This window comes from Halomonas flagellata (assembly GCF_022487945.1).
Taxonomy (GTDB): Bacteria; Pseudomonadota; Gammaproteobacteria; order Pseudomonadales; family Halomonadaceae; genus Halomonas; species Halomonas flagellata.
Genome location: NZ_JAKVPY010000015.1, coordinates 34,170 through 59,991 on the forward strand (window position 1 = coordinate 34,170; position 25,822 = coordinate 59,991).

The following is a 25,822-nucleotide window of genomic DNA, read 5'->3' on the forward strand; positions in this document are numbered from 1 at the left end:
TTTGAATATTGGCCGTGACGTGACCAGCAGGAGGAACTCGGCGTGCGCTATCCGCATCTCTTTCGCCCCCTCGAGGTGGGCCACCTGACGCTACCCAATCGGGTGCTGATGGGCTCCATGCACACCAACCTCGAGGAGGCGCCCGGTGGCTTCGCGCGGCTGGCGGCCTTCTATGCCGAGCGCGCCCGGGAAGGCGTCGGCCTGATCGTCACCGGGGGCATCGCGCCCAATCCCGAGGGCGCCGTCTTCCGGGGGGCGGCGACCCTGCAGCGCCCCGAGCAAGTGGCGGAGCATCGCCAGGTGGTGGAGGCCGTGCACCGCGAAGGCGGACGGCTCTGCCTGCAGATCCTGCATGCCGGTCGCTACGCCTATACCCCGGAACTGGTGGCCCCCTCGGCGATCCAGGCGCCGATCAATCCTTTCACGCCCCGTGAGCTCTCCGCCGACGAGGTCGAGACCCAGATCGACGACTATGTGCGCTGCGCCGCCCTGGCCCGCGAGGCCGGTTACGACGGCGTCGAGGTCATGGGCTCGGAGGGCTATCTGATCAACCAGTTCGTCTGCCCGCGTACCAACCATCGCGACGACGACTGGGGCGGCAGCTTCGAGAACCGCATCCGCTTTCCCGTCGAGATCGTGCGTCGCCTGCGTGCGGCAGTGGGCGACGACTTCCTGATCATCTTTCGCCTGTCGATGATCGACCTGGTGGAGGAGGGCAGCACCTTTGATGAGATCGTCGCCCTGGGCCGCGCCGTCGAGGCCGCCGGCGCCGACCTGATCAATACCGGCATCGGCTGGCACGAGGCGCGGGTACCGACCATCGTCACCAGTGTGCCCCGGGCCGCCTTCACCGAGGTAACCCGGCGCCTGAAAACGGAGCTCTCGATTCCGCTGATCACCACCAACCGCATCAACATGCCGGAGGTGGCCGAGCGGGTGCTGGCCGAGGGCCATGCCGACATGGTCTCCATGGCGCGGCCCTTCCTCGCCGACCCGGCCTGGTTGACCAAGGCCGCCGCCGGGCGCGCCGAGGAGATCAATACCTGCATCGCCTGCAATCAGGCGTGCCTGGATCACACCTTCCAGGGCCGGATCTCCTCCTGCCTGGTCAACCCGCGAGCCTGCCACGAGACCGAACTGGTCATCGTGCCAGCCGAGGCGCCGAGGGAGATCGCCGTGGTCGGCGGCGGCCCGGCGGGCCTGGCCACCGCGGTCACCGCGGCGAGTCGTGGCCACCGGGTCACGCTGTTCGAGCGCGACGCCGAGCTGGGCGGCCAGTTCAATCATGCCCGTCGTATCCCCGGCAAGGAGGAGTTCGACGAGACCCTGCGCTACTACCGCGTGATGCTGGACAAGCACGGCGTACGGGTGCGTCTCAACAGCAAGGCGGACCTCCACGCCCTGCGCGACTTCGATGCCGTGGTGCTGGCCACCGGCGTGCGTCCTCGGCGCCTCGAGCTGCCGGGCATCGACCACCCCAAGGTGATGAGCTACCCCGTGGCAATCACTCACCCCGAGCGGGTCGGCCGCCGGGTGGCGATCATCGGCGCCGGGGGCATCGGTTTCGACGTGGCGGAGTTGCTGACCCATGTCGGCCATCCCGCGCTGGATCGCGACACCTGGTGCGACGAGTGGGGCGTGGACCTGACCGTGGGCAGCCGTGGCGGTCTCAAGGCGCCGAATCGTCCCGAGACGCCGCGCCAGGTCACCCTGCTGCAGCGCAAGGCCTCCAAGCCCGGCGAGGGTCTCGGCAAGTCCACCGGCTGGGTGCATCGGGCGTCGCTCCGTCACCGGGGCGTCGAGGCCCTGGCCGGCTGCGAGTACGTCGGTATCGACGACGAGGGGCTGCATATCCGCATCGATGGCGAGCCACGTTGTCTCGAGGTGGACAGCATCGTGGTCTGTGCCGGCCAGGAATCCGTGCGCGAGCTGTTTGCCCCCCTCCTGGCCGCCGGGGTGGAGGTACATGTCATCGGGGGTGCCGATGAGGCCGCCGAGCTGGATGCCAAGCGCGCCATCGATCAGGGGACTCGGCTGGCGGCCCGGCTGTGATCGTCGCCGGGCGGCTTGCGCCCCGACCCCGGGCCTGAGACGCTCTGCCCGAGCGCTGCCCGCCGACGGCTGCGGCGGGCAGGGTGGACCCAGCGTTAAAACTGCACAATTCTTTCGCGAACCGGCCCCCTCTCGCGGGTTCATAGGGGAGAGGGCTCCGAGCGTTGATTTGATCGGCAAACCGTTATCCGCTGATGCTGTCTACGCTGATGGGTACCCACCCCGCGTCGCCTCTTCACCTCTGACGGCCGGGGAACCGGGCATACAGGAGGCATCGATGAGTATCTTCGATCATGTGCAGAATCGCTTCGAGCGTGTCCAGCAGGAAGAGATGACCCTGCAGGAGTACCTGGAACTCTGTCGCCAGGAGCCCGTGGCCTATGCCACCGCGGCGGAACGCATGCTGGAAGCCATCGGCGAGCCCGAGGTCATCGACACCGCCAAGGATTCGCGGCTCTCGAGAATCTTCTCCAACAAGGTGATCCGCCGCTATCCGGCGTTTTCCGAGTTCTACGGCATGGAAGAGGCCATCGAGCAGATCGTGGCCTACTTCCGCCACGCCGCCCAGGGGCTGGAGGAGCGCAAGCAGATCCTCTACCTGCTGGGCCCGGTGGGCGGGGGCAAGTCGTCGCTGGCCGAGCGCCTCAAGCTGCTGATGGAGAGGGTGCCCTTCTATGCCATCAAGGGCTCGCCGGTCTTCGAGTCGCCGTTGGGGCTCTTCTCGCCGGAGGAGGACGGTGAGCTCCTCGAGAAGGAGTACGGCATCCCGCCGCGCTATCTCAAGAGCGTGATGTCGCCCTGGGCGGCCAAGCGGCTCAAGGAGTACGGTGGTGACATCTCCCGGTTCCGGGTGGCGCGCCTCTATCCCTCGCGGCTCAACCAGATCGCCATTTCCAAGACCGAGCCGGGTGACGAGAACAACCAGGACATCTCCTCGCTGGTGGGCAAGGTGGACATCCGCCAGCTCGAGCTGCACTCCCAGGACGACCCGGACGCCTACAGCTTCTCCGGTGGGCTGTGCAAGGCCAACCAGGGCCTGATGGAGTTCATCGAGATGTTCAAGGCGCCGATCAAGGTGCTGCATCCGCTGCTCACCGCCACCCAGGAGGGCAACTACAACCCCACCGAGGGCATGGGGGCGATCCCCTTCGAGGGCATCGTGCTGGCCCACTCCAACGAGAGCGAGTGGCAGGCCTTCCGTAACAACCGCAACAACGAGGCCTTCCTCGACCGGGTCTATATCGTCAAGGTGCCCTACTGCCTGCGGGTCACCGAGGAGATCAACATCTACAAGAAGCTCCTCGAGCACTCCTCGCTGGCCGAGGCGCCATGTGCACCGGACACCCTGCGCATGCTGGCGCAGTTCTCGGTGCTGTCGCGGCTCAAGGAGCCGGAGAACTCCAGCATCTACTCGAAGATGCGGGTCTACGACGGCGAGAACCTCAAGGATACCGACCCCAAGGCCAAATCGATCCAGGAGTACCGCGACGCCGCCGGGGTCGACGAGGGCATGGACGGGCTGTCGACGCGTTTCGCCTTCAAGATCCTGTCCAAGGTGTTCAACTTCGACAACCACGAGATCGCCGCGAACCCGGTGCACCTGCTCTATGTGCTCGAGCAGCGCCTGGAGCAGGAGCAGTTGCCCAAGGAGACCTTCGAGCGCTACCTGCGCTTCATCAAGGAGTTCCTGGCGCCGCGCTACGTCGACTTCATCGGCAAGGAGATCCAGACCGCCTACCTGGAGTCCTACTCCGAGTACGGCCAGAACATCTTCGATCGCTACGTCACCTATGCCGACTTCTGGATCCAGGATCAGGAGTACCGCGATCCCGAGACCGGCGAGTTCCTCAACCGCCAGTCCCTCAACGAGGAGCTGGAGAAGATCGAGAAGCCGGCCGGCATCTCCAACCCCAAGGACTTCCGTCACGAGGTGGTCAACTTCGTGCTGCGGGCGCGGGCCCAGAACAACGGCATGAACCCCAGCTGGCAGTCCTACGAGAAGCTCAAGGGGGTGATCGAGCAGAAGATGTTCGCCAACACCGAGGAGCTGCTGCCGGTGATCTCCTTCAACGCCAAGGCATCGACGGCGGATCAGAAGAAGCACGAGGATTTCGTGGCGCGCATGGTCGACCGCGGTTACACCGAGAAGCAGGTCCGCCTGCTCTCCGAGTGGTACCTGCGGGTGCGCAAGTCGCAATGACGGGGTGACGGCCACAGGCCGGGAGGTCACATGACCTATTTCATCGATCGCCGTGCCAATGCCAAGAACAAGAGTGCGGTCAACCGCCAGCGCTTCCTCGATCGCTATCGCACCCATATCAAGCGGTCGGTCGAGGAGGCGGTGAACCGCCGCTCGATCACCGACATGGAGCGTGGCGAGAAGGTGTCGATTCCCAGCCGGGATATCTCCGAGCCGGTGTTCCAGCACGGACCGGGGGGCAAGCGCACCATCGTCGCGCCCGGGAACAAGGAGTTCGTCGAGGGTGACCGGCTGCGGCGCCCCAGTGGCGGCGGCGGGGGTGGCGGCGCCGGCGAGGGGGGCGCTTCGAACCAGGGCGAAGGCATGGACGAGTTCGCCTTCACCCTCTCCCGCGAGGAGTTTCTCGACTTCGTCTTCGACGGCCTCGAGTTGCCGCATCTGGAGCGCAAGTCGCTGGTGGATATCGACGAGGTGCGGCCGGTGCGTGCCGGGGTCTCCAAGGAGGGGGTGCCGGCACGGATCAATATCGTGCGCTCCATGCGCGAGGCGCATGCCCGGCGCATCGCCATGCGCGCGCCCATCCGTCGTGCCCTGCGCGAGGCCCGGGAGGCGCTGGAAGAGGAGGAGACCAAGGATCCGGTACTGCGCAACCCGGCACGGATCAATGAGCTCAAGACCGAGATCGAGCGCCTCGAGAAGCGCCTGGAAGCGGTGCCCTTCATCGATACCTATGACCTGCGCTACAACAACCTGATCAATCAGCCGCAGCCCTCGAGCAAGGCGGTGATGTTCTGCGTGATGGACGTCTCGGGCTCGATGACCCAGGCCCACAAGGACATCGCCAAGCGCTTCTTCCTGCTGCTCTACCTGTTCCTCGAGCGCAACTACGAGAAGGTCGAACTGGTGTTCGTGCGCCACCATACCGCCGCCAAGGAGGTGGACGAGGAGGAGTTCTTCTACTCCCGCGAGACCGGCGGCACCATCGTCTCCAGTGCCCTGGCCCTGGTCGACGAGATCATCACCAAGCGCTACCCGCCGGGGCAGTGGAACCTCTATGTGGCCCAGGCCTCGGATGGCGACAACTGGGACGACGACTCGGTCACCTGCAGTGACCTGCTGCTGAAGACCCTGATGCCGCGGCTGCAGTACTTTACCTATGTGGAGATCACGCCCCACGCCCACCAGGCGCTGTGGGAAGAGTACGAGAGCGTGGCTGCCGAATTCCCCGAGCGTTTCGCCATGCGACAGATCGTCGAGGCCGGCGACATCTACCCCGTGTTCCGCGAGCTGTTTCGGCGCCGTGTCGTGCAGTGAGACGGCCAAGGAGGCACCATGACCCGACGCAAGCCGATCGCCACCGGCTCCGACTGGAGCTTCGACACCCTGACCGACTTCGAGCGCGAGATCGCGCGTCTCGCCGACGAGTATCGCCTGGACACCTATCCGAACCAGATCGAGATCATCACCACCGAGCAGATGATGGATGCCTATGCCAGCGTGGGCATGCCGGTGGGCTATCACCACTGGTCCTTCGGCAAGCAGTTCCTGGCGGTGGAGCAGGCCTACCGGCGTGGCCAGATGGGGCTGGCCTACGAGCTGGTGATCAATTCCGACCCCTGCATCGCCTACCTGATGGAGGAGAACACCCTGATGATGCAGGTGCTGGTAATGGCCCACGCCTGCTATGGCCACAACTCCTTCTTCAAGGGCAACTACCTGTTCCGCACCTGGACCGATGCCTCCTCGATCATCGATTACCTGGTGTTCGCACGGAAGTACATCGCCGAGTGCGAGGAGCGTCATGGCGTGACCGCGGTCGAGCAGCTGCTCGACGCCTGCCATGCGCTGCAGAACTACGGGGTCGATCGCTACAAGCGTCCTTCGCCGATCTCCCCCGCCGAGGAGGCGCAGCGCCAGAAGGAGCGTGAGGAGTACCTGCAGGCCCAGGTCAACACCTTGTGGCGGACCATTCCCGGGCGGGAATCGCTCGAGTCGCTGCCCGGCGATGCCGACGAGGAGGATCCCCTGGGGCTGCACGAGGGGGGGCGCTATCCCGCCGAGCCCCAGGAAAATCTGCTCTACTTCATCGAGAAGAATGCGCCGCTGCTGGCGCCCTGGCAGCGGGAGGTGGTGCGCATCGTGCGCAAGCTGGCGCAGTACTTCTACCCGCAGCGCCAGACCCAGGTGATGAACGAGGGCTGGGCCACCTTCTGGCATTACACCCTGATGAACCGGCTCTATGAAGAGGGCCTGGTGGACGAGGGGTTGATCCTGGAGTTCCTGCAGTCCCACACCGCGGTGGTCAGCCAGCCCGCCTTCGACAGCCCCTATTTCAGTGGCATCAACCCCTATGCCCTGGGCTTTGCCATCTTCACCGACCTCAGGCGTATCTGCGAGGCGCCGACCGCCGAAGACCGCGAGTGGTTTCCCGATACCGCGGGCAGCGACTGGTGTGAGACCCTGGATTTCGCCATGCGCAACTTCAAGGACGAGTCCTTCATCCAGCAGTTCCTCTCGCCCAAGGTGATCCGCGATCTCAAGCTGTTCATGGTGGTGGATGACGATCAGGAGGAGATGCTGGAAGTGGCGGCGATCCATGACGAGCGGGGCTATCGGCGCATTCGCGAGTCCCTGGCCATCCAGTACGCGCTCTCGGTGCGCGAGCCCAATATCCAGGTCTACTCGGCCGACATCCGTGGCGACCGCTCGCTGACCCTGCGCCATGTCCAGGACAGTCGCCGGCCGCTGGCGCGCAGCGTCTACCCGGTGATCCGCCACCTGCACCAGCTGTGGGGCTTCCCGGTGAAGCTGGAGTCGGTGGAGGGCGACGAGGTGGTGCGTCGCTACCAGTGGCCCTTGCCCGACGAGGCGCGCCAGGAGTAGGCCTCACCGGATCGGTGCCCGAAACGACGAGACCCGCGCTCGTGGCGCGGGTCTCGTGTCGGCAGGCTGGGCGGAGCCCCGGGATGATTCAGCCCTGGGCGGTCCACGACTGGCACCAGCCGCCGGGTTCGACGCTGTTCTGCGGGAACAGCTGGCAACCTTCGCTGTCGGCCTGGAAGAACATGCAGTTACTGCAGGTCTCGCCCTCCTCGTAGGCCGGGTGGTCGCTGGCTTCGCTGGCGTCCTCGACGTAGTTCAGGGCCTGGGCCTGGTCGGAACTCGGGTCGAGGCGTGGCAGGTCCTGGGCGAAGGCGGACTTGGACAGGATCCCGGCGCCCAGCGGCAGGGCGGCGATGCCCAGCAGGCTGTGGCGCATGAAATCACGGCGGCTTTGCTTGGCCATGGTATCTCCTTGTCATCACGGTATGTGGCGTCTTGTCACGATGGGGCATGTCGGGATGCCCTCGTCCTTCTTCGGGTGGTAGCCCACCTCTACGTGAATCACCCTTACTCCGACAGAAGCTGCGCTGTGGAGTTCGGCTGCTTCATGGTAGTGGAGTGCCCGAACCGGCGCGAACCCGACCGCCGGCAGTGCGGCAATCGGTCGCGCCGCCGACCGATCGCTCAGAGGAGTCATCCATGATCTTCACCCGCTTTGCCTCTTCCGTCGGCGAGATCCTGCTGTGTGGCGACGGCCAGGGCCTGCGTCGCCTGGTGCTGGCCGCCGAGGAAACCCCCGATCCGTCGGAGGCGCGCCGCGACGAGGCCGCTCTCCTGGATGCCCGGAAACAGCTGCTGGCCTATCTGGATGGCCGGCGTCGTCACTTCAGCCTGACCCTGGCGCCGGGCGGTAGCGAGTTTCAGCGTCAGGTGTGGGCAGCGCTGCTGCGCATTCCCTATGGCGAGACCCGTACCTACGGCGACCTGGCCCGCCGGCTCGGTCGCGAGGGCGCGGCGCGCGCCATCGGGACGGCTAGTGGCGCCAATCCGCTGCCGCTGCTGATCCCCTGTCACCGGGTGGTGGCCGCCGATGGCCTCGGTGGCTACAGTGGCGGCCCGGCCCTCAAGCGCCGGTTGCTGACCCTGGAGGGGGTGGCATGAGTGGTGGCGGATGCCGCCCGACCGGGTGCCCTGCTATACTCGCGCCAGTTCCGGTGACGTCTCGGTCGGCCGGGAAGCCATTCTTGAGCAGGGGAGTGCCCGATGCAGAATGCCGTGATTCTGATCAACACCGACAAGGGGCAGGTCAAGGCGGTGGCCGAGCGGTTGGCCGATGTCGAAGGAATCAGCGAGGTCTATTCCACCTGCGGACGCTACGACCTGGTGGCGATCGCCCGCACCCGTGACTTCGAGAGTCTTGCTGAACTGGTGACCGAGCGCCTCAATGCCGTCGAGGGCATCCGCGACACCGAGACCCTCAATGCCATGCAGGTGCACTCGCGCCACGACCTCGAGACCATGTTCTCGCTGGGCTGGTAGCGTCGTTGTTCCGCGCCCCCACCCCCGCGGCGATGTCGGGGGTTGGGGCCTGCCCCCCGCCGACTGGAGGCGATGCGCTCAAGGATGACTCGCCGCCGAATCCCCATTCGTTCCCGCTGGCGCCGGCAGGCGCGGCGTTTCGGCATCAGCCTGCTGTTCGTGGTCGTCGGTAGCGGCCTCTGGTACGCCCAGGAGCGTGACTATCGCGACCAGCTCAGCTGGATGGGGGTGCCCACCTGGGAGGCCCCCTCGCCGCTGACCCTCCATCGCGTCCTGCGCAACCAGGGCTTTCTGGTCGGCTGGTCCGATGTGCGGGTCAGCCCGCTGTGGGTCAGCTATCTGTTGCATGCGGTGGAGGAGCCCCGGGCCGGGGCGCGCCCCGATTTCCGGCGCGACTGGCGCACCCTCTGGCCCATCGCCGCCGACAGCTACTTCGGCAGCGGCTATGATCGTGGCCACCTGGCGCCGAACTATGCCATCGCGGTGGTGCATGGTCGCGAGGCCCAGCGCGACACCTTCACCATGAGTAACATGTCGCCCCAGCGTCCCGACCTCAACCGCCGCCTGTGGCAGCGTCTCGAGGAGGTGGTGATCGATCACTTCGTGCCGCGCTTCGGGGTGGTGCAGGTGATCACCGGTCCGGTGTTTCCCCCGCGCTGGCTGGACAACGTCACCAACCGGGTGGGCCTGGTGGAGGTGCCCGAGGCCTTCTACAAGATCATCGTCGTGCCGGCCGAGGAGCCCAGGGCACTGGCCTTCCTCATGCCCCAGGAGGTGAGCGGCGGCGAGCCGCTCGACGATTACCTGGTGAGCATCGACGAGGTGGAGGCGCGCACCGGCCTGGACTTCTTTCCCCGTTTGCCCGGGGGGGTGGCAGAGGTGCTGGAGGGCGAGGTGGTGACCGAGGGGTGGGGGCTCGACGAGGTGGCGAGGCTGCCGGGCAGGTTTCAATAGGCGCCGATCCCGCCCGACGGACAGGCACAAAAAAACCGCGATCGAGTCGCGGTTCTCTTCGCTGCATCTCATTGCATCCGCTGGGGATGCGGCTTCGTTGCTCTGCATGACGCGGGTACTGAGGGGTGGTGCCCAGGAGAGGACTTGAACCTCCACATCCGTAAGGATACTAGCACCTGAAGCTAGCGCGTCTACCAATTCCGCCACCTGGGCGCATCATGCATCTCGTCGTGTTCGCGGCCATCACCGTTCGCCGTCACGGCGGTCGGGGTGATGGTGCCCAGGAGAGGACTTGAACCTCCACGTCCATAAGGACACTAGCACCTGAAGCTAGCGCGTCTACCAATTCCGCCACCTGGGCGAACACGAGCGATCTCGAGCTGACAAAGAGCCTGGGAGCGAACTCCCGGATACCCTGCAGGGTATCGATGGTGCCCAGAAGAGGACTTGAACCTCCACGTCCGTAAGGACACTAGCACCTGAAGCTAGCGCGTCTACCAATTCCGCCATCTGGGCAGGCGATGCGTATGGTACCGAATTTCTCGGCCAATGCAATAGCGACCGGCCCGCCACGAATGAAATAATGGGGAGCCGGGCAGCGGCCGAATGCTCGGCCGAGGTTGGGTCGTGTCGCCGGCGGCGCTATACTGCGGCCATGACAATAGACCTCAATCGCAACACCTTATGCCCGCGGCGCTTCTCCGGCGCCTTCTCGAGGACGCTGCTCCCGATGCTGTCAAGGATGCCTTACGCATGACCCACTGGACGCTCAGCGACGACCCCCACGCCAGCCGCGAGGCCCACAAGTACGACAACCCCGCCCCTAGCCGCGAATATCTGCTGGCGCGGCTGGAGGAGTATGGCAAGCCGATCACCCACGAGAACATGAGCCGCCTGCTGGGCCTCGAGGACGAGGACCTCCAGGAGGCGGTACGCCGGCGGCTGGCGGCCATGGAGCGCGACGGCCAGGTGCTGCGCAACCGCCGTGGCGCCTATGCGCTGATCGACAAGCTCGACCTGGTCAAGGGCAAGGTGCTGGGCCACCGCGACGGCTTCGGCTTCCTGCTGCGCGAGGATGGCAAGAAGCCCGACCTGGTGTTGCCGCCGCGGCAGATGCGTCGGGTCTTCCACGGCGACTACGTGCTGGCGCGCATCAGCGGTCGTGATCGCCGCGGCCGCGACGAGGCGACCATCGCCGAGGTGCTCTCGCACAACACCCAGACCATCGTCGGGGTCTACCGCGAGAATACCCCGGAGTTCGGGGTGCTGATTCCCGAGAATCCGCGCATCACCCAGGAGGTGATCATACCCCACAGCGCCTGCGGGGGCGCGAAGGACGGCCAGGTGATCTCGGCGAAGATCGTCCGGCAGCCCGAGACCCGGGTGCAGCCGGTGGGCGAGGTGGTCGAGGTGCTCGGCGAGCGCATGGACCCGGGGATGGAGATCGACATCGCCATCCGCAGCTACGAGATTCCCGCGGAGTTCCCGCCGGAGGTCCACGACCAGATCGCCGGCATGTCCGCCGAGGTCGCCGAGGGCGACAAGCAGCACCGCATCGACCTGCGCGATGTCCCGCTGGTGACCATCGACGACGAGTCGGCCAAGGACTTCGACGATGCCGTCTGCGCCTGGAAGACCAAGTCCGGTAGCTGGAAGCTGCTGGTGGCCATCGCCGACGTCTCCCACTATGTGCGGCCCGGCAGTGCCCTCGATCAGGAGGCGATCACCCGGGGCAACTCCGTCTACTTCCCCGGGCAGGTGGTGCCGATGCTGCCCGAGCTGCTCTCCAACGGGCTCTGTTCGCTGAACCCGGCTGTCGACCGCCTGGCCCTGGTCTGCGAGATGAACATCTCCCAGACCGGCGCCATCAGTCGCTACCGCTTCTACGAGGCGGTGTTCCAGTCCCACGCTCGCCTCACCTACAACAAGGTCGCCGCCATCCTCGATGATGACGGCGAGGAGGGCGCGGCACTGCGCGAGGAGCATCGCGAACTGGTGCCCTCGCTGCACAACCTGCATGCCCTCTATACCCTGCTGCGCGAGGCGCGCGTGGCCCGCGGCGCCATCGACTTCGAGACCACCGAGACGGCGATCGTCTTCAACGACGAGCGCAAGATCGAGAAGATCGTGCCGCGCTCGCGCAACGACGCCCACAAGATCATCGAGGAGTGCATGCTGGCGGCCAACGTGGCGACCGCCCGCTTCCTCGACAAGCACGACCTGCCGGCGCTCTATCGCATCCATGAGCGGCCCTCGCCGGAGCGCCTCGACAAGCTGCGGCTGTTCCTCGCCGAGCTGGGGCTGTCGGTAGGCGGGGGCGACGAGCCGACCCCCCAGGACTACCAGGTCCTGGCCGAGGCCATCAAGGGACGTCCGGATGCCGACATCATCCAGACGGTGATGCTGCGCTCCATGAGCCAGGCGGTCTACTCGCCCCACAACGAGGGGCACTTCGGCCTGGCCTACCCGGCCTATGCCCACTTCACTTCGCCGATCCGTCGCTACCCGGACCTGCTGGTGCACCGGGCGATCCGCTCGGTGATCCGCGGCCCGCGCCAGACCAATACCGTGCTGCGTGCCGAGGGGGCCAAGGTGGAGCCGCCCAGCAAGTGGTGCCCCTACACCTTCGAGCAGATGCTCGAGCTCGGCGAGCACTGCTCGATGACCGAGCGGCGCGCCGACGACGCCACCCGCGACGTCGAGGACTGGCTCAAGTGTGAGTTCATGTCCGACAAGCTGGGCGAGGTCTATGACGGCACCATCGCCTCGGTGACCCAGTTCGGCATCTTCGTGCGCCTCGATGAGGTCTATGTCGAGGGGCTGGTGCATGTCACCTCGCTGCCCTCCGACTACTACCACTACGAGGCCGAGAAGCATCGCCTCAAGGGCGAACGCAGCGGCATGAGCTACCGGCTCGGCGATGGCGTCACCGTCCAGGTGGCGCGGGTCGACATGAACGATCGCAAGATCGACTTCGAGCTGGCCGACGACAAGCCGCGTCCGAAGCGCCAGCCGCGCAAGCGCCGCACTACCGGTGCGGCCACCGCCGGGGGTGGCAAGGCTGACGACCAGGGGGGCAAGGGCGGCAAGCGTCGTCGCGGGGCGCGCAAGCCCAAGCCCCGTGCGCGCGGCTGATGGCAATGGCACGCAAGGGGCGCCATCGCGACATGAAGAAGGGGGCCTCACGTCGCCCCCCGGGGATGCCCGGGGGGCTCGACGCCGTGTTCGGCGTGCACGCGGTGCGCGCCCTGTTCGAGCGGGGGGAAGCGCCGCGGGAGCTCTGGGTTCAGGAGGGCGAGGCCGGTCAGCGCCTGGCCGAGCTGGTCGACCAGGCCCGTGCCTGCGGGGCCCGAGTCCGGATGCAGCCCCGCGACGAACTCGACCACCTGGCCCAGGGCGCGGCCCATCAGGGCATCGCCGCCTTCTGCCCGCCGCTCGCCGCCGAGGGTGAGGCCTCGCTGTGGCTGAAGCTGGAGGCCTGGCCCCATGAGGCCCCGCCGCTGCTGCTGGTCCTCGACGGCATCACCGACGTGCACAACTTCGGCGCCTGCCTGCGCAGTGCCGATGCCGCCGGCGCCCATGGCGTGGTGGTGCCGAAGGACAGGGCCGCCCCGCTCAATGCCACGGTGCGCAAGGTCGCCTGCGGCGCCGCCGAGAGCGTGCCCGTCTACCAGGTCACCAACCTGGCGCGGGCGTTGGCGAGGATGAAGGAGTTCGGCGTCTGGGTCACCGGTACCGCCGGCGAGGCCGAGTCGAGTGTTTACGAGGCCGATTTCGCCGGCCCCGTGGCCCTGGTGATGGGCGCCGAGGGCAAGGGCATGCGCCGGCTGACCCGCGAGGCCTGCGACACCCTGGTCAAGCTGCCCATGGCCGGCAGCGTCTCGAGTCTCAATGTCTCGGTGGCCACCGGGGTCTGCCTGTTCGAGGCGGTGCGTCAGCGGACCCCTTCGAGGAGCCGTAAGCTGTAAGAATGCCGCTGCGCGGCTGGAAGAAACCCCACCACGGCTACGCTCGGGGCGCCGCCTTGGTGAGCGGCGCTGGGGATAGGCCGTGTAGAGGAGGTCCTCTGCCACGGATGGCAGAGGTAGCGCCATAGGGAAGGGGGTCACAGCGCCTCCTCGAAGGCCTGTCGCCGGAAAAGCCGCGACTTCTGGCACTGCGCTTGCCCGCTTGCTAACCTCGCCGCCAGTCTTTAGAATGTTTGCGCCCGTTCGTCTGCCGAGCGGGCGTCGGCTTTTTGAGCCAGACACCCTGTGGTCGAGAACCTTCGACAACCACTCCTTGCTTCCCCTGAGCGACCGAGGTCCTCAATGAGGAAGCTGTCAAACCGCAAGGAGATCCCATGCGTCACTACGAGATCGTGTTCATGGTCCACCCGGACCAGAGCGAGCAGGTACCGGCGATGGTCGAGCGCTACACCGGCCTCGTCACCGAGAACGGCGGTACCGTGCATCGCCTCGAGGATTGGGGGCGCCGCCACCTGGCCTACCCGATCAACAAGATCCACAAGGCTCACTACGTGCTGATGAACGTCGAGTGCCGCGGCGAGACCCTCGACGAGATCGAGAACATCTTCCGCTTCAACGATGCCATCATTCGCAGCCTGGTGGTGCGTTGCAAGGAAGCTGTCACCGAGGCTTCGCCGATGATGAAGCCGGCGGAAGAGAAGCGTGCCCGTCGCGACGAAAAGCCGCGCAGCGCCGAAACCGCCTGAGCCCACCCATCGCACGTTTGAAGGAGTCTTTCCATGGCACGCTTTTTCCGTCGCCGCAAGTTCTGCCGTTTCACCGCTGAAGGCGTGAAGCAGATCGATTACAAGGACCTGGACACGCTCAAGGCCTACATCACCGAGACCGGCAAGATCGTTCCCAGCCGTATCACCGGGACCAAGGCCCGTTACCAGCGCCAGCTGTCCACCGCCATCAAGCGGGCTCGCTACCTGGCGCTGCTGCCCTACACCGACAGCCACCAGTAAGAACCGACGTGATGCTGCCGATCGCCCGCTGGATGATGCGGGGCACGCCCCATGCCGTTGGCGGGGCGGCCCTCGCTTCGCTCATCCCCTGGCTGTTCTGGCTGGGTGCCGCCATCGCCGCGCTAATGACCCTGCGTCGCGGCCTGTCGCCGGCGTTGCCGGTGATCATTGCCGCGGCGCTCCCGGCCGGCTGGTGGTGGACCCAGGGCGACGCCATCCCGCTGGCCAGCATCCTGCTGGTCACGCTGATGGCGGTGGTGCTGCGTTCGCGCATGCGCTGGAGCGAGGCGCTGATCACCGGGGCTCTGGCCGGCGCGGCGATGATCCAGTTGGGCGTCTTCCTGCCGCCCGGCGGTGCCGGTCCCATGCTGGAGCAGTTGCGCCAGGGCTCGGCCGAGATCGATGGCATGCTGCGTGAGCTCGCCGCCCAGGGCCTCGACACCGAGCAACTGGCGTCGCTGCTGATCAGCGGGGTCACCGGCCTGATCGTGTTGCTGGCTGCCGTGGCCTGCCTGGCGCTGGCACGCGGCTGGCAGGCGGGGCTCTACAATCCCGGCGGCTTTCGCGAGGAGTTCCACGCCCTGCGTCTGGTGCCCCGGGAGCTCGCCGTGCTGGTGGTGCTCGGGGTGGTGGGCATGGTGCTGGGGATCCCGTCGTTGGGCCTGCTGGCCTGGGTGCCGCTGCTGGTGACAGGCATCGCGCTGGTTCACGGTTTCATCGGATTGAAGGGAATGAACGGGCTGTGGCTGGTAGCCTTCTATGTGCTGCTGATCACGACCTGGCCCATGATTCTCATCGTGCTGCTGCTGGCCTTCATCGACACGTTCGCGGATTTTCGCGGGCGACTGGCCAGAAGCGACTGACAAGAGGTTAACGAGATGGAAGTCATTCTGCTCGACAAGATTGGCAAGCTGGGTGGTCTGGGTGACAAGGTCACCGTCAAGCCCGGTTATGGCCGCAACTACCTGGTGCCCTACGGCTTGGCCGTACCGGCGACCAAGGACAACGTGCAGGCCTTCGAGGTCCAGCGCAGCGAGCTCGAGGCCCAGGCCGCCGAGCGCAAGGCCGTCGCCGAGGCTCGCGCCGCCCAGCTCAGCGAGATCGAGCTGTCGCTGGTGGCCAAGGCCGGTGACGAGGGCAAGCTGTTCGGCTCCATCGGCCCGCGTGACCTGGCCGAGGCCATCGCCTCCGCCGGCATCGATGTCGCCAAGAGCGAAGTCCGCATGCCGGAAGGCCCGATCCGCCAGACCGGCGAGTACGACATCGACCTGCACCTGCACGCCGAAGTCGACGCCACCGTGCGCGTGGTGGTCGTGGCCGAGTAAGCTCGTCCCGCCACCGGAGGCACCCGAAGGGGCGCGAGGAAATCTTCCCCGCGCCCCTTTTCATTCGGTCTGATTCGTCAAGTAGCTCGCTATTCGCCTCATCGGATCGATGAGCTTGACTCGAAATCCGTATTTCTCGCGACGATCGGCCAAATTCGACCATACTTGCAGGTAACGGCGACCCGGGCGCGTTGCGACGGCCGGCTCACTGTTTCGATCTTTCCCCGTGGGCGGCGTCGCCCGCGGGGTTTTTCATGTCGGGGTGGCCGCGGAGCATGGGGTGCAGCTGGCTGTTGGGGTAGAATGAGCCCGCTTTCCGTGTTGCCCCGAGGACCTTGGCCGTCATGAACGACTCCGTCGCGTTCGATCAGGAAACCGCTGCGCTGAAGGTGCCGCCGCACTCGCTGGAGGCCGAGCAGTCGGTGCTCGGTGGCCTGATGCTCGACAACCAGGCCTGGGACAGCGTGGCCGACCGGCTGGTGGCGGACGACTTCCATCGCTACGAGCACCGCCTGATCTTCAACGTCATGGTCGGGCTGGCCGAGGCCACCCGGCCGATGGACGTGGTGACCCTCTCCGAGGCCCTGGAAGGGCGTGATCAGCTCGACACCGTGGGCGGGCTGGCCTATCTCGCCGAGCTGGCCCGCAACACGCCCTCGGCGAGCAACATCCGCGCCTACGCCGATATCGTTCGCGAGCGGGCTACCCTGCGCAAGCTGATCCGCGCCGCCAGCCAGATCGCCGACGGTGCCTTCAGCCCCCAGGGACGGCCGGCCGACGAACTGGTCGACGAAGCCGAGCGCCTGGTGTTCCAGATCAGCGAGGAGCGTCCCAAGTCGGGTGGCCCCATCGGCATGAGCGAGCTGCTGGCCAAGGCGGTGGACCGCATCGACGAGCTGTTCAACATGCAGGGCGAGATGACCGGGCTGTCCACCGGCTTCCGCGACCTCGACGAGATGACCTCGGGGCTGCAGCCCTCGGACCTGGTGATCATTGCCGGGCGCCCCTCCATGGGCAAGACCACCTTCGCCATGAACCTGGTGGAGCATGCGGTGATCGCCAGCGAGAAGCCGGTGATGGTGTTCTCCATGGAGATGCCCGCCGAGTCGCTGATGCTGCGGATGCTCTCGTCGCTGGGGCGAATCGACCAGACGCGGGTGCGGACCGGTCAGCTCGAGGACGAGGACTGGCCGCGGCTCACCTCGGCGGTGAACCTGCTCAAGGACAAGCAGCTGTTCATCGACGACACCGCGGCGCTCTCGCCCAACGAGATGCGTTCGCGGATCCGCCGGGTGGTCCGCGAGCACGGCAACATGTCGCTGATCATGATCGACTACCTGCAGCTGATGCAGATTCCCGGCTTCTCCGAGAACCGTACCGGCGAGATCTCCGAGATCTCCCGCTCGCTCAAGGGCCTGGCCAAGGAGTTCGGCTGCCCGGTGATCGCGCTCTCCCAGCTCAACCGCTCGCTGGAGCAGCGTCCCAACAAGCGCCCGGTGATGTCGGACCTGCGGGAGTCGGGGGCCATCGAGCAGGACGCCGACATCATCGCCTTCGTCTACCGTGACGAGGTCTACAATCCAGATAACCCGGACAACCAGGGGCTCGCCGAACTGATCATCGGCAAGCAGCGTAACGGCCCCATCGGCACCGTGCACATGGCCTTCATCGGCAAGTACACGCGCTTCGAGGACCTGGCGCCGGACAGCTACGGCGGTGGCTTCGGCGAGTAGGCGGGCCCTTGAGTCCGGCCCCGGGCCCCGTATAATCCCCACCCCTTGATCACAGCGAAGGAGGCAGCATGACAGGCGGATTCCGACGCGGCAATCGCCGTCGTACCCCGAAACTCGAGGCCCGCGGCGAGCTCCAGTCGCTGGAGCGGGAAGGCCCCTTCAAGGAGTGGCTGGGGATGCCCGACCTCTACCGTTACCAGCTCGTGGTGGACGGCGAGAGCTACAGCTACCAGACCGAGGACGCCGAACTGCCGGTGCAGATCGGCGACCGGGTGGTGTTCCGCTACAAGGAGACCAAGGCCGGCAAGTGGGTCGACCGCAACTCCCTGGGCAAGGCCATCGATCCCTCCGATTACCAGTGAGCCTGGAACCTGTCGACGCGGCCAGTGTCACAAGACGATAACGTCGGGTACACGACACCGTCATCGGGCGCAGCCATGCTGTGCCCAATTTGTATCCGTCATCCGCAGTACGACGTCCGGGCACGTCGTCAGACAAGTTGGAGGGAACCATGGAATTCAACGACCTCAAGACCTTCGTGGATCGCCACGACAATTTCGAGATCCGCGTGATCGGTCATGCCGGCAGCCACGTCTATCAGGTGGAGCTGGAGGACGTGGAGGGGGCTCGCCACATGCTGACTCGCACCGGCAAGCCGGTGCTGTTTCGCACCCTCGAGGATGTCTATCTCGAGCTCAAGCGCGCCGGCATCCACCGTGCCTACCTGGTGCAGCAGGTGCCCCATGAAGAGATGGTCGGCCGCGAGGCCCACTACCGGGACCCGCTTACCTCGCGCATGCCCCTGGTATTCTGACTCCCATCCTGCCTGATATCGCCGCCCATCGGGATTCCCGGTGTCGGCGGCGCGCCGTGTCCGGCTCCCGGCGGTCTTTCGAGAGCTCACCTCAAGCTGTACAAATCGAGCCGATAGTACAGCTTCATCCGCCCTTCCGTTGCCTCGCCTGATAGACTGTCGTCACGCCCGTCAGCCAATGATCAGGAGGAGCGCAGCGCATGACCACTCGCCAACTGGAGCAGGATCCGTGCGGCCTGGAGAGGCCCGGCAGCGGACGCCTGGCACAGGCCCCGGCCGATCACCCGCCGGTGCCCGGGAAGAGGGTCGGAGTGTTGCTGGCCAACCTGGGCACGCCGGATGCCACCGACTACTGGTCGATGCGCCGCTACCTCAGCGAGTTCCTCTCCGACAAGCGGGTCGTCGACTACCCGGGCTGGAAGTGGCAGCCACTGCTGCAGTTGATCATCCTCTCCCGCCGTCCCTTCAGTTCCGGCAAGGCCTATCGCGGGATCTGGAACCGCGAGAAGGACGAGAGCCCGCTGTTGACCATCACCCGTGACCAGGCCCGCAAGGTGGCCGAGGGACTCCACGGGCTGTACGGCGACCGGGTGAAGGTCGACTTCTGCATGCGCTACGGCAACCCCTCCACCGACAGCGTGCTGCGCCGGATGCAGGCCCAGGGCTGCGAGAGGATCCTCTTCTTCCCGCTCTATCCCCAGTACGCCTCGCCGACCACCGCCACGGCCAACGACCAGGCCTTCCGCACGTTGATGAGGCTCAAGTGGCAGCCCGCCTTCCGCACGGTACCGGCCTACTTCGACCACCCGGCCTATCTCGAGGCCCTGGCGGCGTCGGTGCGCGAGGCCTATGACGCGGCCGTGTCTCCCCCGGAGGTGCTGGTGGCCTCCTACCATGGCGTGCCCAAGCGCTACCTGATGGAGGGCGACCCCTATCACTGCCAGTGCCAGAAGACCACGCGGCTGCTCAAGGAGCGCCTGGGGTGGGACGATGACGCCATCGTCACCACCTTCCAGTCGAAGTTCGGACCCGAGGAGTGGGTGGGGCCGGCCACGGTGGAGCACGTGGCCGAGCTGGCCCGCCAGGGCCGCCGGCACATCGCAGTGGTCTCGCCGGCCTTCGCCGCCGACTGCGTGGAGACCCTCGAGGAGATCAACGAGGAGATCAAGGCGAGCTTCCTCGAGGCCGGCGGCGAACGCTTCACCTACATTCCCTGCCTCAACGACCGCGACGACCATATCGTCGCGCTGCAGGCGATCATCAGGAACGAGCTGGCCGGCTGGGTCGAGCCGTGAACGCGCGGGGCGGCCAGGCGCTGCGCCTCAGCCGTGCCCCCGATCGGGGTGGGGCACCGGTTTCTCGCCGATCTCCTCGTGGCGCAGCTCCGGGGGGCGGCCGCCGGTAATGTCGATGTGCCGGAGTTGCAGGTGCAGCCCGGTCTTGGCCAGCAGGTGGGCACTGACCGGGGCGGTGATGAACAGGAACAGGGTGATCAACATCTCCTGGATGTCGGGCTTGCCCTCGGTGACCCAGAAATAGAGCATCGAGGCGATCAGGATGCAGCCGATGCCCAGGGTGGTGGCCTTGGTGGGGCCGTGCAGGCGCATGTAGAAGTCGCGCAGGTGGGCCATGCCCAGCGAACCGACGAAGGCGAAGGCTCCGCCGGCGACCAGAAAGAAGGCGATCACGCCCTCGAGAATCACATAATGGGTCATCTTTCCTTCCTCCCCGGCTCGACTATTCGATGATGTCGCCGCGCAGCAGGTACTTGCAGACCGCTACGGTGCTGATGAAGCCGAGCATGGCGATCAGCAGCGCCGACTCGAAGTAGGTCTTGGTGTTGAGCCACAGCCCCATCAGCACGATCAGCGCGATGGAGTTGATGTACATGGTGTCCAGCGCCAGCAGGCGGTCGGGCATGTCCGGTCCCACGGTGAGGCGATAGACATTCAGCAGCAGGGCCAATACCACCAGGGCCAGGCTGATCTTCAGCGCGATGTCTAGCATGCGTAGATCTCCTTGAGCGGCCGCTCGTAGCGTTCGCGGATGTGCGCGATGAGTGCCTCCTCGTCCTCCACGTTCAGGGCGTGGATCAGCAGCGTCTTGCCGTCCATGCGCAGGTTGGCCGACACCGTGCCGGGGGTCAGGCTGATGGTGTTGGCCAGCAGGGTGACCGTGAAGCGGTCTTCCAGCATCAGCGGGTACTCCACGAAGTGGGGGCGCAGGCGTCGCCAGGGGTTGACGATCAGCCAGGCGACCTCGAGGTTGGCGATGATGATATCGCCCAGGACCCGCAGCACGAAGCGCAGCAGCAGCCAGGGCCTGGCGACATGGGGCTGAGCGTCCCAGAAGCGGGAGGTGGCCAGTGGGATGGTGATCGCGAGCACCGTGCCCAGCAGGATATGGCCGAAGGCCAGGCTGCGCACCAGCAGCAGCCAGACGACCAGCAGCAGGATCGACAGCAGGGGGGTCGGGAGCCAGCGACGAGGGCGGATCATGGGGCGTCTCCGGCAGTGGACAGAAGGGAGTCGATGAGGATCGCCGGGCGGGCCAGCTGGTCGGCGGTGGCGCGGGTATAGTCGCTGACCGGGCCGGCCAGGACCACCAGCAGCGGCGAGGCGCCCAGCAGCCAGGCGACCCCGAACCAGCGGCGCCGCGACAGTGGCTCACCGCCGGGCTCTCCCCGGCTGCGCCAGAACAGGGTGGAGCCGGCCCGTGACAGGGCGATCAGCGTGAACAGGCCGGTGGCCAGCAGGATCGGCCACAGCCAGAGGCGCTGACCGGCGTCGGCGGCCTGGAGCACGAGTGCCTTGCCGATGGCCCCGGAGAGCGGCGGCAGGCCGGCCACGGCCACCGCGCCCAGGAAGAACAGGCCGGCCAGCCAGCCGCCCTGCCGCAGCGGGCGGCCCCTGACCAGGCGCGTGCCGGCCTTGCCGCGCTGCAGGCCGATCAGCTCGGCGAGCAGGAAGAGCCCGCCGGTGACCAGGGTGGTGTGCACCAGGTAGTAGAGCAGGGCGGCGGTGGCTTCGGGAGAGCGCATGCCGATGCCTGCCAGCAGGGTGCCCACCGAGACCAGCACCAGGTAGGCGACGAGCAGGCGAAGGTCGCGAGCGGCCAGCACCCCTACGCCGGCCGCCGCCAGGGTGGCCAGCGACAGCCACCAGACCCAGGGCTGCTCGAGAGCGGCGAGCGGGCCGGCCTGTTCGCCGAAGATCAGCGAATAGACCCGCAGGATGGCGTAGATGCCCACCTTGGTCATGATGGCGAAGAGGGCCGCCACCGGGGCCGGGGCCGCGGCGTAGGCCCGCGGCAGCCAGAAGTAGAGCGGCAGGATCGCCGCCTTGAGGCCGAACACCACGAGCAGCATCAGGGCGCCGGCACTGACCAGGCCGGCCCGCTCGGCCGGCAACTCGGCGAGTCGCACCGCCATGTCGGCCATGTTGAGGGTGCCGGTGGCGCCGTAGAGCACGCCCACGGCGATCAGGAACAGCGACGAGCCGGCCAGGTTGAGCACCACATAGTGCACGCCGGCCTGGATGCGTGCCTTGCCGCCACCGTGCAGCAGCAGGGCATAGGAGGCCAGCAGCAGGACCTCGAAGAACACGAAGAGGTTGAACAGGTCACCGGTGAGGAAGGCCCCGTTGATCCCCATCAGCTGCCACTGGAAGAGCCCATGGAAGTTGCTGCCCTGCTCGTCATCGCCGGCGCAGGCGAAGACCACGGCGCCCAGTGCCAGCACTGCGGTGAGCAGCACCATCAGCGCCGATAGCCGGTCGAGTACCAGCACGATGCCGAAGGGCGGTTGCCAGTCGCCGAGCGCGTAGTAGGTGACCTCGCCCCCGGTGGCACGGGCCACCAGGCCGATGCCCACCACCACCAGCAGCAGCGTGGCGAACACGCCGACCAGGCGCTTGAGGCGCGTCTTCCCCTGGCGGCTGTACAGCAGCAGGATGCCCGCCACCAGCGGCAGCACGATGGGCAGGGCGATCAGGTGCTGCATCATGGGCGTTCCTCCCCGACTTCCCGCTTGCGCCCATCGACGTGGTCATTGCCCGCCTCGCTGCGCGCGCGCATCGCCAGGATCACCACGAAGGCGGTCATGGCGAAGCCGATGACGATGGCGGTGAGCACCAGGGCCTGGGGCAGGGGGTCGGCATAGTCGGCCACGCCGTCGACGATGGCCGCGCCGTTGGTGGTCAGCCCGCCCATGGAGAACAGGAAGAGGTTCACCGCATAGGAGAGCAGGGTCAGGCCGACGACCACCGGGAAGGTGCGTCCGCGCAGGGTCAGGTAGAGGCCGCAGGCGGTCAGCACGCCGGTGGTGATGGCGTAGAGGCTTTCCATCAGGCTTTCTCCTTGTGGGGAGGAGTGGGCTCCTCGTGAGGACGGGCGGGTTCCTTGCGGGGGCGGGCGGGCTCCTTGAGGGGACGGGTCCGCTCCGTCTCGGCGACGGGCTCCTTGGCCGGGCGATGGGGTGTGGTGACCTTGCCCAGGTTGGCGAGGATCATCAGCGTCGCCCCGACCACCGCCAGGTAGACGCCGAGGTCGAAGAGCATGGCGGTGGCCAGCTCGAACTCGCCCAGCAGCGGCAGGTGGAAGTGGCCGAAGGCCGAGGTCAGGAAAGGGCGACCGAACAGCCAGCTGCCCAGGCCCGTGAGCGTGGCGATACCCACGCCGGCGACGGCCACCGGCTGGTAGGGGAAGTCGAGGCGCCGCTGGGTCCACTCCACACCGCGGGCCATGTAAAGCAGGATCAGTGCCACGGCGGTGATCAGGCCGGCGATGAAACCGCCGCCGGGCAGGTTGTGGCCGCGCAGGAAGATGAAGGCCGAGACCAGCAGGGCCAGGGGCAGCAGGGCCATGGAGATGGAGGTCAGGATGGCCGGGTAGCGGTCCGGCGACCAGACCCGTCCCTCGCCATCGCTGTGGGGCATGAACAGGCGCAGGCGGTTGAGCAGCTTGAAGATCGCCAGGCCCGCCAGGGCCAGCACGGTGATCTCGCCCAGGGTATCGAAGCCGCGGAAGTCGACCAGGATGACATTGACCACGTTGTGACCGCCCCCGCCGGGCACGCTGTTGTCCAGGAAGAAGCCGGAGATCGCCGCATTGTCGCGGGTCAGCACGGCGTAGTTGAGGCTGGCGACCACCATGCCCAGGGCGCCTGCCAGTCCCACGTCGCGCAGGTTGCGCATCGGCGAGGATTCCCGCGGCGTCTTCTGGGGCAGGAAGAACAGCGCCAGCATCAGCAGGATCATCGTCACCACCTCCACCGACAGCTGGGTCAGGGCCAGGTCGGGGGCGGAGAAACGGGCGAAGGTCAGCGACACCACCAGCCCCACCACCGAGAGCATCAGCAGCGAGATCAGCCGGTGGCGGTGGGTGGCCACGGTGCCGATGCCGCCGAAGATCAGCAGGGCCGCCCCGAGGATCAGGATGCCGTCCAGCGGCTGGTTCCCCTGCTCGCCGGTGAGCACCGGCATGCCGACGAGGCCCAGCCCGCCCATGGCCAGGGCGGCCAGCAGCAGCAGGCTCATGTAGCGCTGCAGCGAGCCACCCTCGAAGCGTGCCACGCCGGTTTCCGCGTATCGTCCCAGCCGCTGCAGGGCGGCCTCGAACACCAGCCGGGCGTCCACCGGGCGGAAGCTCTTGATCAGCCGGAGCAGCTGGGCGTGCAGCAGGTAGCTCCCCACCCCGGCCACCAAGGCCACCAGGCTCATCAGCAGCGGCAGGTTGATGCCGTGCCAGATCGCCAGGTGGAAGTCGAGTGGCTCGCCGAGCACCGCCCGGGTGGCCATGTCGAGTACCCCGGTGGCCAGGGCGGCGGGGAAGAGGCCCACCAGCACGCAGAGGCCCACCAGCAACTCCACCGGGGCGCGCATCAGCCGCGGCGGCTCATGGGGCGACTTGGGCAGGGTCTCGCGGGCTGGCTTGAAGAAGACGGCATGCACCAGGCGCAGCGAATAGCCCACCGAGAGGATGCCGCCGAGCGTCGCCAGCAGCGGCAGCAGCCAGCTCAGCCCGCCCAGCACCGGGGTGGCCAGGGTCTCGGTGAAGAACATCTCCTTGGAGAGGAAGCCGTTGAACAGCGGCACCCCGGCCATGGCCGCGGCGGCCAGCGACATCAGCAGCGCCGTGACCGGCATGGCCCGCCGCAGGTCACCCAGCCGGCCCAGCTCGCGGGTGCCGGTCTCGTGGTCGATGATGCCCGCCCCCATGAACAGCGCCGCCTTGAAGGTGGCGTGATTGAGGATGTGGAAGAGCGCGGCCAGCACCGCCATGGGGCTGCCGATGCCCAGCAGTACCGTGATCAGCCCCAGGTGGCTGACCGTGGAGAAGGCCAGGATGGCCTTGAGGTCGGTCTTGATCAGGGCAAACCAGGCACCGTAGAGCATGGTGATCATGCCGATCAGGGAGACGATCACCGACCACGCTTCGCTGCCGGCGATGGCCGGGTGCAACCGCGCCATCAGGAAGATGCCGGCCTTGACCATGGTCGCCGAGTGCAGGTAGGCCGAGACCGGCGTGGGCGCGGCCATGGCGTGAGGCAGCCAGAACTGGAAGGGAAACTGGGCCGACTTGGTGAAGGCGCCCAGGAGTACCAGCACCAGCATGACCGGGTAGCGCGGGTCGGCCAGGATGGCGTCGCCGCTGGCCAGCACCACGTTCATGTCGAAGCTGCCGGCCATGTCACCCAGCAGCAGTAACCCGGCCAGTAACGCCAGCCCGCCGGCACCGGTCACGGTCAGGGCCATGCGCGCCCCCTTGCGCGCATCGCTGCGACGCGACCAGAAGCCGATCAGCAGGAAGGAGGAGATGCCGGTGAGCTCCCAGAACAGCCACAGCAGCAGCAGGTTGTCGGACATGACGATGCCGACCATGGAGGCCATGAACAGGATCAGGTAGGCGTAGAAGCGCCCGAAGGGCTCCTCCGGCGACAGGTAATAGTGGGCATAGAGCAGGATCAGCAGGCCGATCCCCACGATCAGCAGGTTGAACAGCAGCGACAGGCCGTCCAGCCGGAAGGCCAGGTCGAGGCCCAGCGCGGGCACCCAGTCGACGCTGAAGCGCAGCGCTTCGCCGGCGGCGAGGGCCGGCAGCTGCGACAGGGTCAGCAGCAGGGCGATGGCCGGCAACACGGCGGTGGCCAGGGAGCAGTCGCGGCGCCCGCGGCCGGCGCTGAGCGCCGGCACGACTACGCCGAGCAAGGGCAGCAGGGCTATCCATAGCAATGTCATCGATCGGTCATCCTGGCGGCTCCGTTAAGCAAAGGGCGTTATCTGAAAGGCCCACCAATGGCATTCGACTGCACACTTTACCGCAAAGGCGCGCTTCTCGCGCCCTCCTTGCCTTTCAACACTTTGTGTCTATAGAGTTGATGCTTCGAACCCGCGGTGGTCACGGCGACAG

24 protein-coding genes and 3 tRNA genes are annotated in these 25,822 nt (G+C 66.8%); 17 read left to right on the plus strand and 10 right to left on the minus strand.

Annotated features, from left to right (window positions below; genetic code table 11):
* The first annotated feature begins 42 nt into the window (after positions 1 to 42).
* The 4 genes from MKP05_RS13190 to MKP05_RS13205 all read left to right on the plus strand — a co-directional run bounded on the left by MKP05_RS13190 (position 43) and on the right by MKP05_RS13205 (position 7,135).
* A complete protein-coding gene (locus MKP05_RS13190; RefSeq protein ID WP_240568681.1) occupies positions 43 to 2,052 on the plus strand; it encodes an FAD-dependent oxidoreductase in 2,010 nt (669 codons plus the stop codon).
* 277 nt (positions 2,053 to 2,329) lie between these two features.
* Positions 2,330 to 4,252, plus strand: a complete 1,923-nt coding sequence (locus MKP05_RS13195; protein WP_110283257.1) for a PrkA family serine protein kinase — start codon at positions 2,330 to 2,332, stop codon at positions 4,250 to 4,252.
* Between the two features lie 30 nt (positions 4,253 to 4,282).
* The gene (locus tag MKP05_RS13200) at positions 4,283 to 5,566 is read left to right on the plus strand and encodes a YeaH/YhbH family protein (RefSeq protein ID WP_240568682.1); all 1,284 of its coding nucleotides are present in this window, start codon (positions 4,283 to 4,285) and stop codon (positions 5,564 to 5,566) included.
* A gap of 18 nt (positions 5,567 to 5,584) precedes the next feature.
* On the plus strand, positions 5,585 to 7,135 hold the full coding sequence (locus MKP05_RS13205) for a SpoVR family protein (RefSeq protein WP_240568683.1): 1,551 nt from the start codon (positions 5,585 to 5,587) through the stop codon (positions 7,133 to 7,135).
* Between the two features lie 88 nt (positions 7,136 to 7,223).
* Here the strand turns inward: MKP05_RS13205 and MKP05_RS13210 are convergent, their stop codons facing one another.
* The gene (locus tag MKP05_RS13210; protein WP_240568684.1) at positions 7,224 to 7,538 is read right to left on the minus strand and encodes a high-potential iron-sulfur protein; all 315 of its coding nucleotides are present in this window, start codon (positions 7,536 to 7,538) and stop codon (positions 7,224 to 7,226) included.
* Positions 7,539 to 7,774: 236 nt separating this feature from the next.
* Here MKP05_RS13210 and MKP05_RS13215 point away from each other — a divergent pair, with 236 nt between their 5' ends.
* The 3 genes from MKP05_RS13215 to MKP05_RS13225 all read left to right on the plus strand — a co-directional run bounded on the left by MKP05_RS13215 (position 7,775) and on the right by MKP05_RS13225 (position 9,568).
* Complete coding sequence (locus MKP05_RS13215; RefSeq protein ID WP_240568685.1) at positions 7,775 to 8,236, plus strand: methylated-DNA--[protein]-cysteine S-methyltransferase; 462 nt, start codon at positions 7,775 to 7,777, stop codon at positions 8,234 to 8,236.
* Positions 8,237 to 8,338: 102 nt separating this feature from the next.
* Complete coding sequence (locus tag MKP05_RS13220; RefSeq protein WP_043510462.1) at positions 8,339 to 8,614, plus strand: Lrp/AsnC family transcriptional regulator; 276 nt, start codon at positions 8,339 to 8,341, stop codon at positions 8,612 to 8,614.
* Positions 8,615 to 8,698: 84 nt separating this feature from the next.
* A complete protein-coding gene (locus MKP05_RS13225) occupies positions 8,699 to 9,568 on the plus strand; it encodes a DNA/RNA non-specific endonuclease (RefSeq protein ID WP_240568686.1) in 870 nt (289 codons plus the stop codon).
* A gap of 126 nt (positions 9,569 to 9,694) precedes the next feature.
* Here the strand turns inward: MKP05_RS13225 and MKP05_RS13230 are convergent.
* The 3 genes from MKP05_RS13230 to MKP05_RS13240 form a co-directional block, all read right to left on the minus strand.
* A tRNA-Leu gene (locus tag MKP05_RS13230) sits at positions 9,695 to 9,781 on the minus strand.
* 61 nt (positions 9,782 to 9,842) lie between these two features.
* Positions 9,843 to 9,929, minus strand: a tRNA-Leu gene (locus MKP05_RS13235).
* A 68-nt stretch (positions 9,930 to 9,997) separates the two neighbouring features.
* Positions 9,998 to 10,084: transfer RNA gene (locus tag MKP05_RS13240), tRNA-Leu, on the minus strand.
* Between the two features lie 237 nt (positions 10,085 to 10,321).
* On the opposite strand from MKP05_RS13240, the gene rnr reads away from it, so the two are divergent.
* From rnr to hemH, 10 genes are all read left to right on the plus strand, one after another.
* Positions 10,322 to 12,703: a ribonuclease R gene (gene rnr / locus MKP05_RS13245; protein ID WP_240568687.1), complete on the plus strand. Its 2,382-nt coding sequence runs from the start codon at positions 10,322 to 10,324 to the stop codon at positions 12,701 to 12,703.
* A 32-nt stretch (positions 12,704 to 12,735) separates the two neighbouring features.
* Complete coding sequence (rlmB, locus tag MKP05_RS13250; RefSeq protein ID WP_240568756.1) at positions 12,736 to 13,536, plus strand: 23S rRNA (guanosine(2251)-2'-O)-methyltransferase RlmB; 801 nt, start codon at positions 12,736 to 12,738, stop codon at positions 13,534 to 13,536.
* A 374-nt stretch (positions 13,537 to 13,910) separates the two neighbouring features.
* Positions 13,911 to 14,282, plus strand: coding sequence for a 30S ribosomal protein S6 (gene rpsF / locus MKP05_RS13255; RefSeq protein ID WP_110283264.1), 372 nt, complete (start codon positions 13,911 to 13,913; stop codon positions 14,280 to 14,282).
* A 33-nt stretch (positions 14,283 to 14,315) separates the two neighbouring features.
* Positions 14,316 to 14,543 carry a 30S ribosomal protein S18 gene (gene rpsR / locus MKP05_RS13260; RefSeq protein WP_016853668.1) on the plus strand — a complete coding sequence of 76 codons (228 nt, stop codon included), beginning with the start codon at positions 14,316 to 14,318 and terminating at the stop codon, positions 14,541 to 14,543.
* Positions 14,544 to 14,554: 11 nt separating this feature from the next.
* A complete protein-coding gene (locus MKP05_RS13265; protein ID WP_110283265.1) occupies positions 14,555 to 15,406 on the plus strand; it encodes a YybS family protein in 852 nt (283 codons plus the stop codon).
* Positions 15,407 to 15,421: 15 nt separating this feature from the next.
* The gene (gene rplI / locus MKP05_RS13270) at positions 15,422 to 15,868 is read left to right on the plus strand and encodes a 50S ribosomal protein L9 (RefSeq protein ID WP_240568688.1); all 447 of its coding nucleotides are present in this window, start codon (positions 15,422 to 15,424) and stop codon (positions 15,866 to 15,868) included.
* Positions 15,869 to 16,212: 344 nt separating this feature from the next.
* The gene (gene dnaB, locus MKP05_RS13275) at positions 16,213 to 17,601 is read left to right on the plus strand and encodes a replicative DNA helicase (protein WP_240568689.1); all 1,389 of its coding nucleotides are present in this window, start codon (positions 16,213 to 16,215) and stop codon (positions 17,599 to 17,601) included.
* Between the two features lie 68 nt (positions 17,602 to 17,669).
* Positions 17,670 to 17,963, plus strand: a complete 294-nt coding sequence (locus tag MKP05_RS13280; protein ID WP_240568691.1) for a hypothetical protein — start codon at positions 17,670 to 17,672, stop codon at positions 17,961 to 17,963.
* Positions 17,964 to 18,112: 149 nt separating this feature from the next.
* The gene (locus MKP05_RS13285) at positions 18,113 to 18,415 is read left to right on the plus strand and encodes a DUF6482 family protein (protein ID WP_110283269.1); all 303 of its coding nucleotides are present in this window, start codon (positions 18,113 to 18,115) and stop codon (positions 18,413 to 18,415) included.
* A 200-nt stretch (positions 18,416 to 18,615) separates the two neighbouring features.
* Complete coding sequence (gene hemH / locus MKP05_RS13290; RefSeq protein WP_110283270.1) at positions 18,616 to 19,710, plus strand: ferrochelatase; 1,095 nt, start codon at positions 18,616 to 18,618, stop codon at positions 19,708 to 19,710.
* 27 nt (positions 19,711 to 19,737) lie between these two features.
* On the opposite strand, the gene MKP05_RS13295 is transcribed toward hemH, so the two are convergent.
* Genes MKP05_RS13295 through MKP05_RS13320 form a run of 6 tightly spaced genes read right to left on the minus strand, consistent with a single transcriptional unit; the run spans position 19,738 to position 25,650 of the window.
* The gene (locus tag MKP05_RS13295; protein ID WP_240568694.1) at positions 19,738 to 20,130 is read right to left on the minus strand and encodes a Na+/H+ antiporter subunit G; all 393 of its coding nucleotides are present in this window, start codon (positions 20,128 to 20,130) and stop codon (positions 19,738 to 19,740) included.
* A 22-nt stretch (positions 20,131 to 20,152) separates the two neighbouring features.
* Positions 20,153 to 20,422, minus strand: a complete 270-nt coding sequence (locus tag MKP05_RS13300) for a K+/H+ antiporter subunit F (protein ID WP_110283272.1) — start codon at positions 20,420 to 20,422, stop codon at positions 20,153 to 20,155.
* Entirely contained in the window at positions 20,416 to 20,913 is a 498-nt protein-coding gene (locus tag MKP05_RS13305; RefSeq protein WP_240568696.1) for a Na+/H+ antiporter subunit E, read from the minus strand. The genes MKP05_RS13300 and MKP05_RS13305 overlap by 7 nt, the downstream gene beginning before the upstream one ends.
* Positions 20,910 to 22,418 carry a monovalent cation/H+ antiporter subunit D gene (locus tag MKP05_RS13310; RefSeq protein ID WP_240568698.1) on the minus strand — a complete coding sequence of 503 codons (1,509 nt, stop codon included), beginning with the start codon at positions 22,416 to 22,418 and terminating at the stop codon, positions 20,910 to 20,912. The genes MKP05_RS13305 and MKP05_RS13310 overlap by 4 nt, the downstream gene beginning before the upstream one ends.
* Entirely contained in the window at positions 22,415 to 22,759 is a 345-nt protein-coding gene (locus MKP05_RS13315; protein WP_110283275.1) for a Na+/H+ antiporter subunit C, read from the minus strand. Before MKP05_RS13315 ends, MKP05_RS13310 begins: the two co-directional genes overlap by 4 nt.
* Complete coding sequence (locus MKP05_RS13320) at positions 22,759 to 25,650, minus strand: monovalent cation/H+ antiporter subunit A (protein ID WP_240568700.1); 2,892 nt, start codon at positions 25,648 to 25,650, stop codon at positions 22,759 to 22,761. Before MKP05_RS13320 ends, MKP05_RS13315 begins: the two co-directional genes overlap by 1 nt.
* Positions 25,651 to 25,822: the final 172 nt, after the last annotated feature.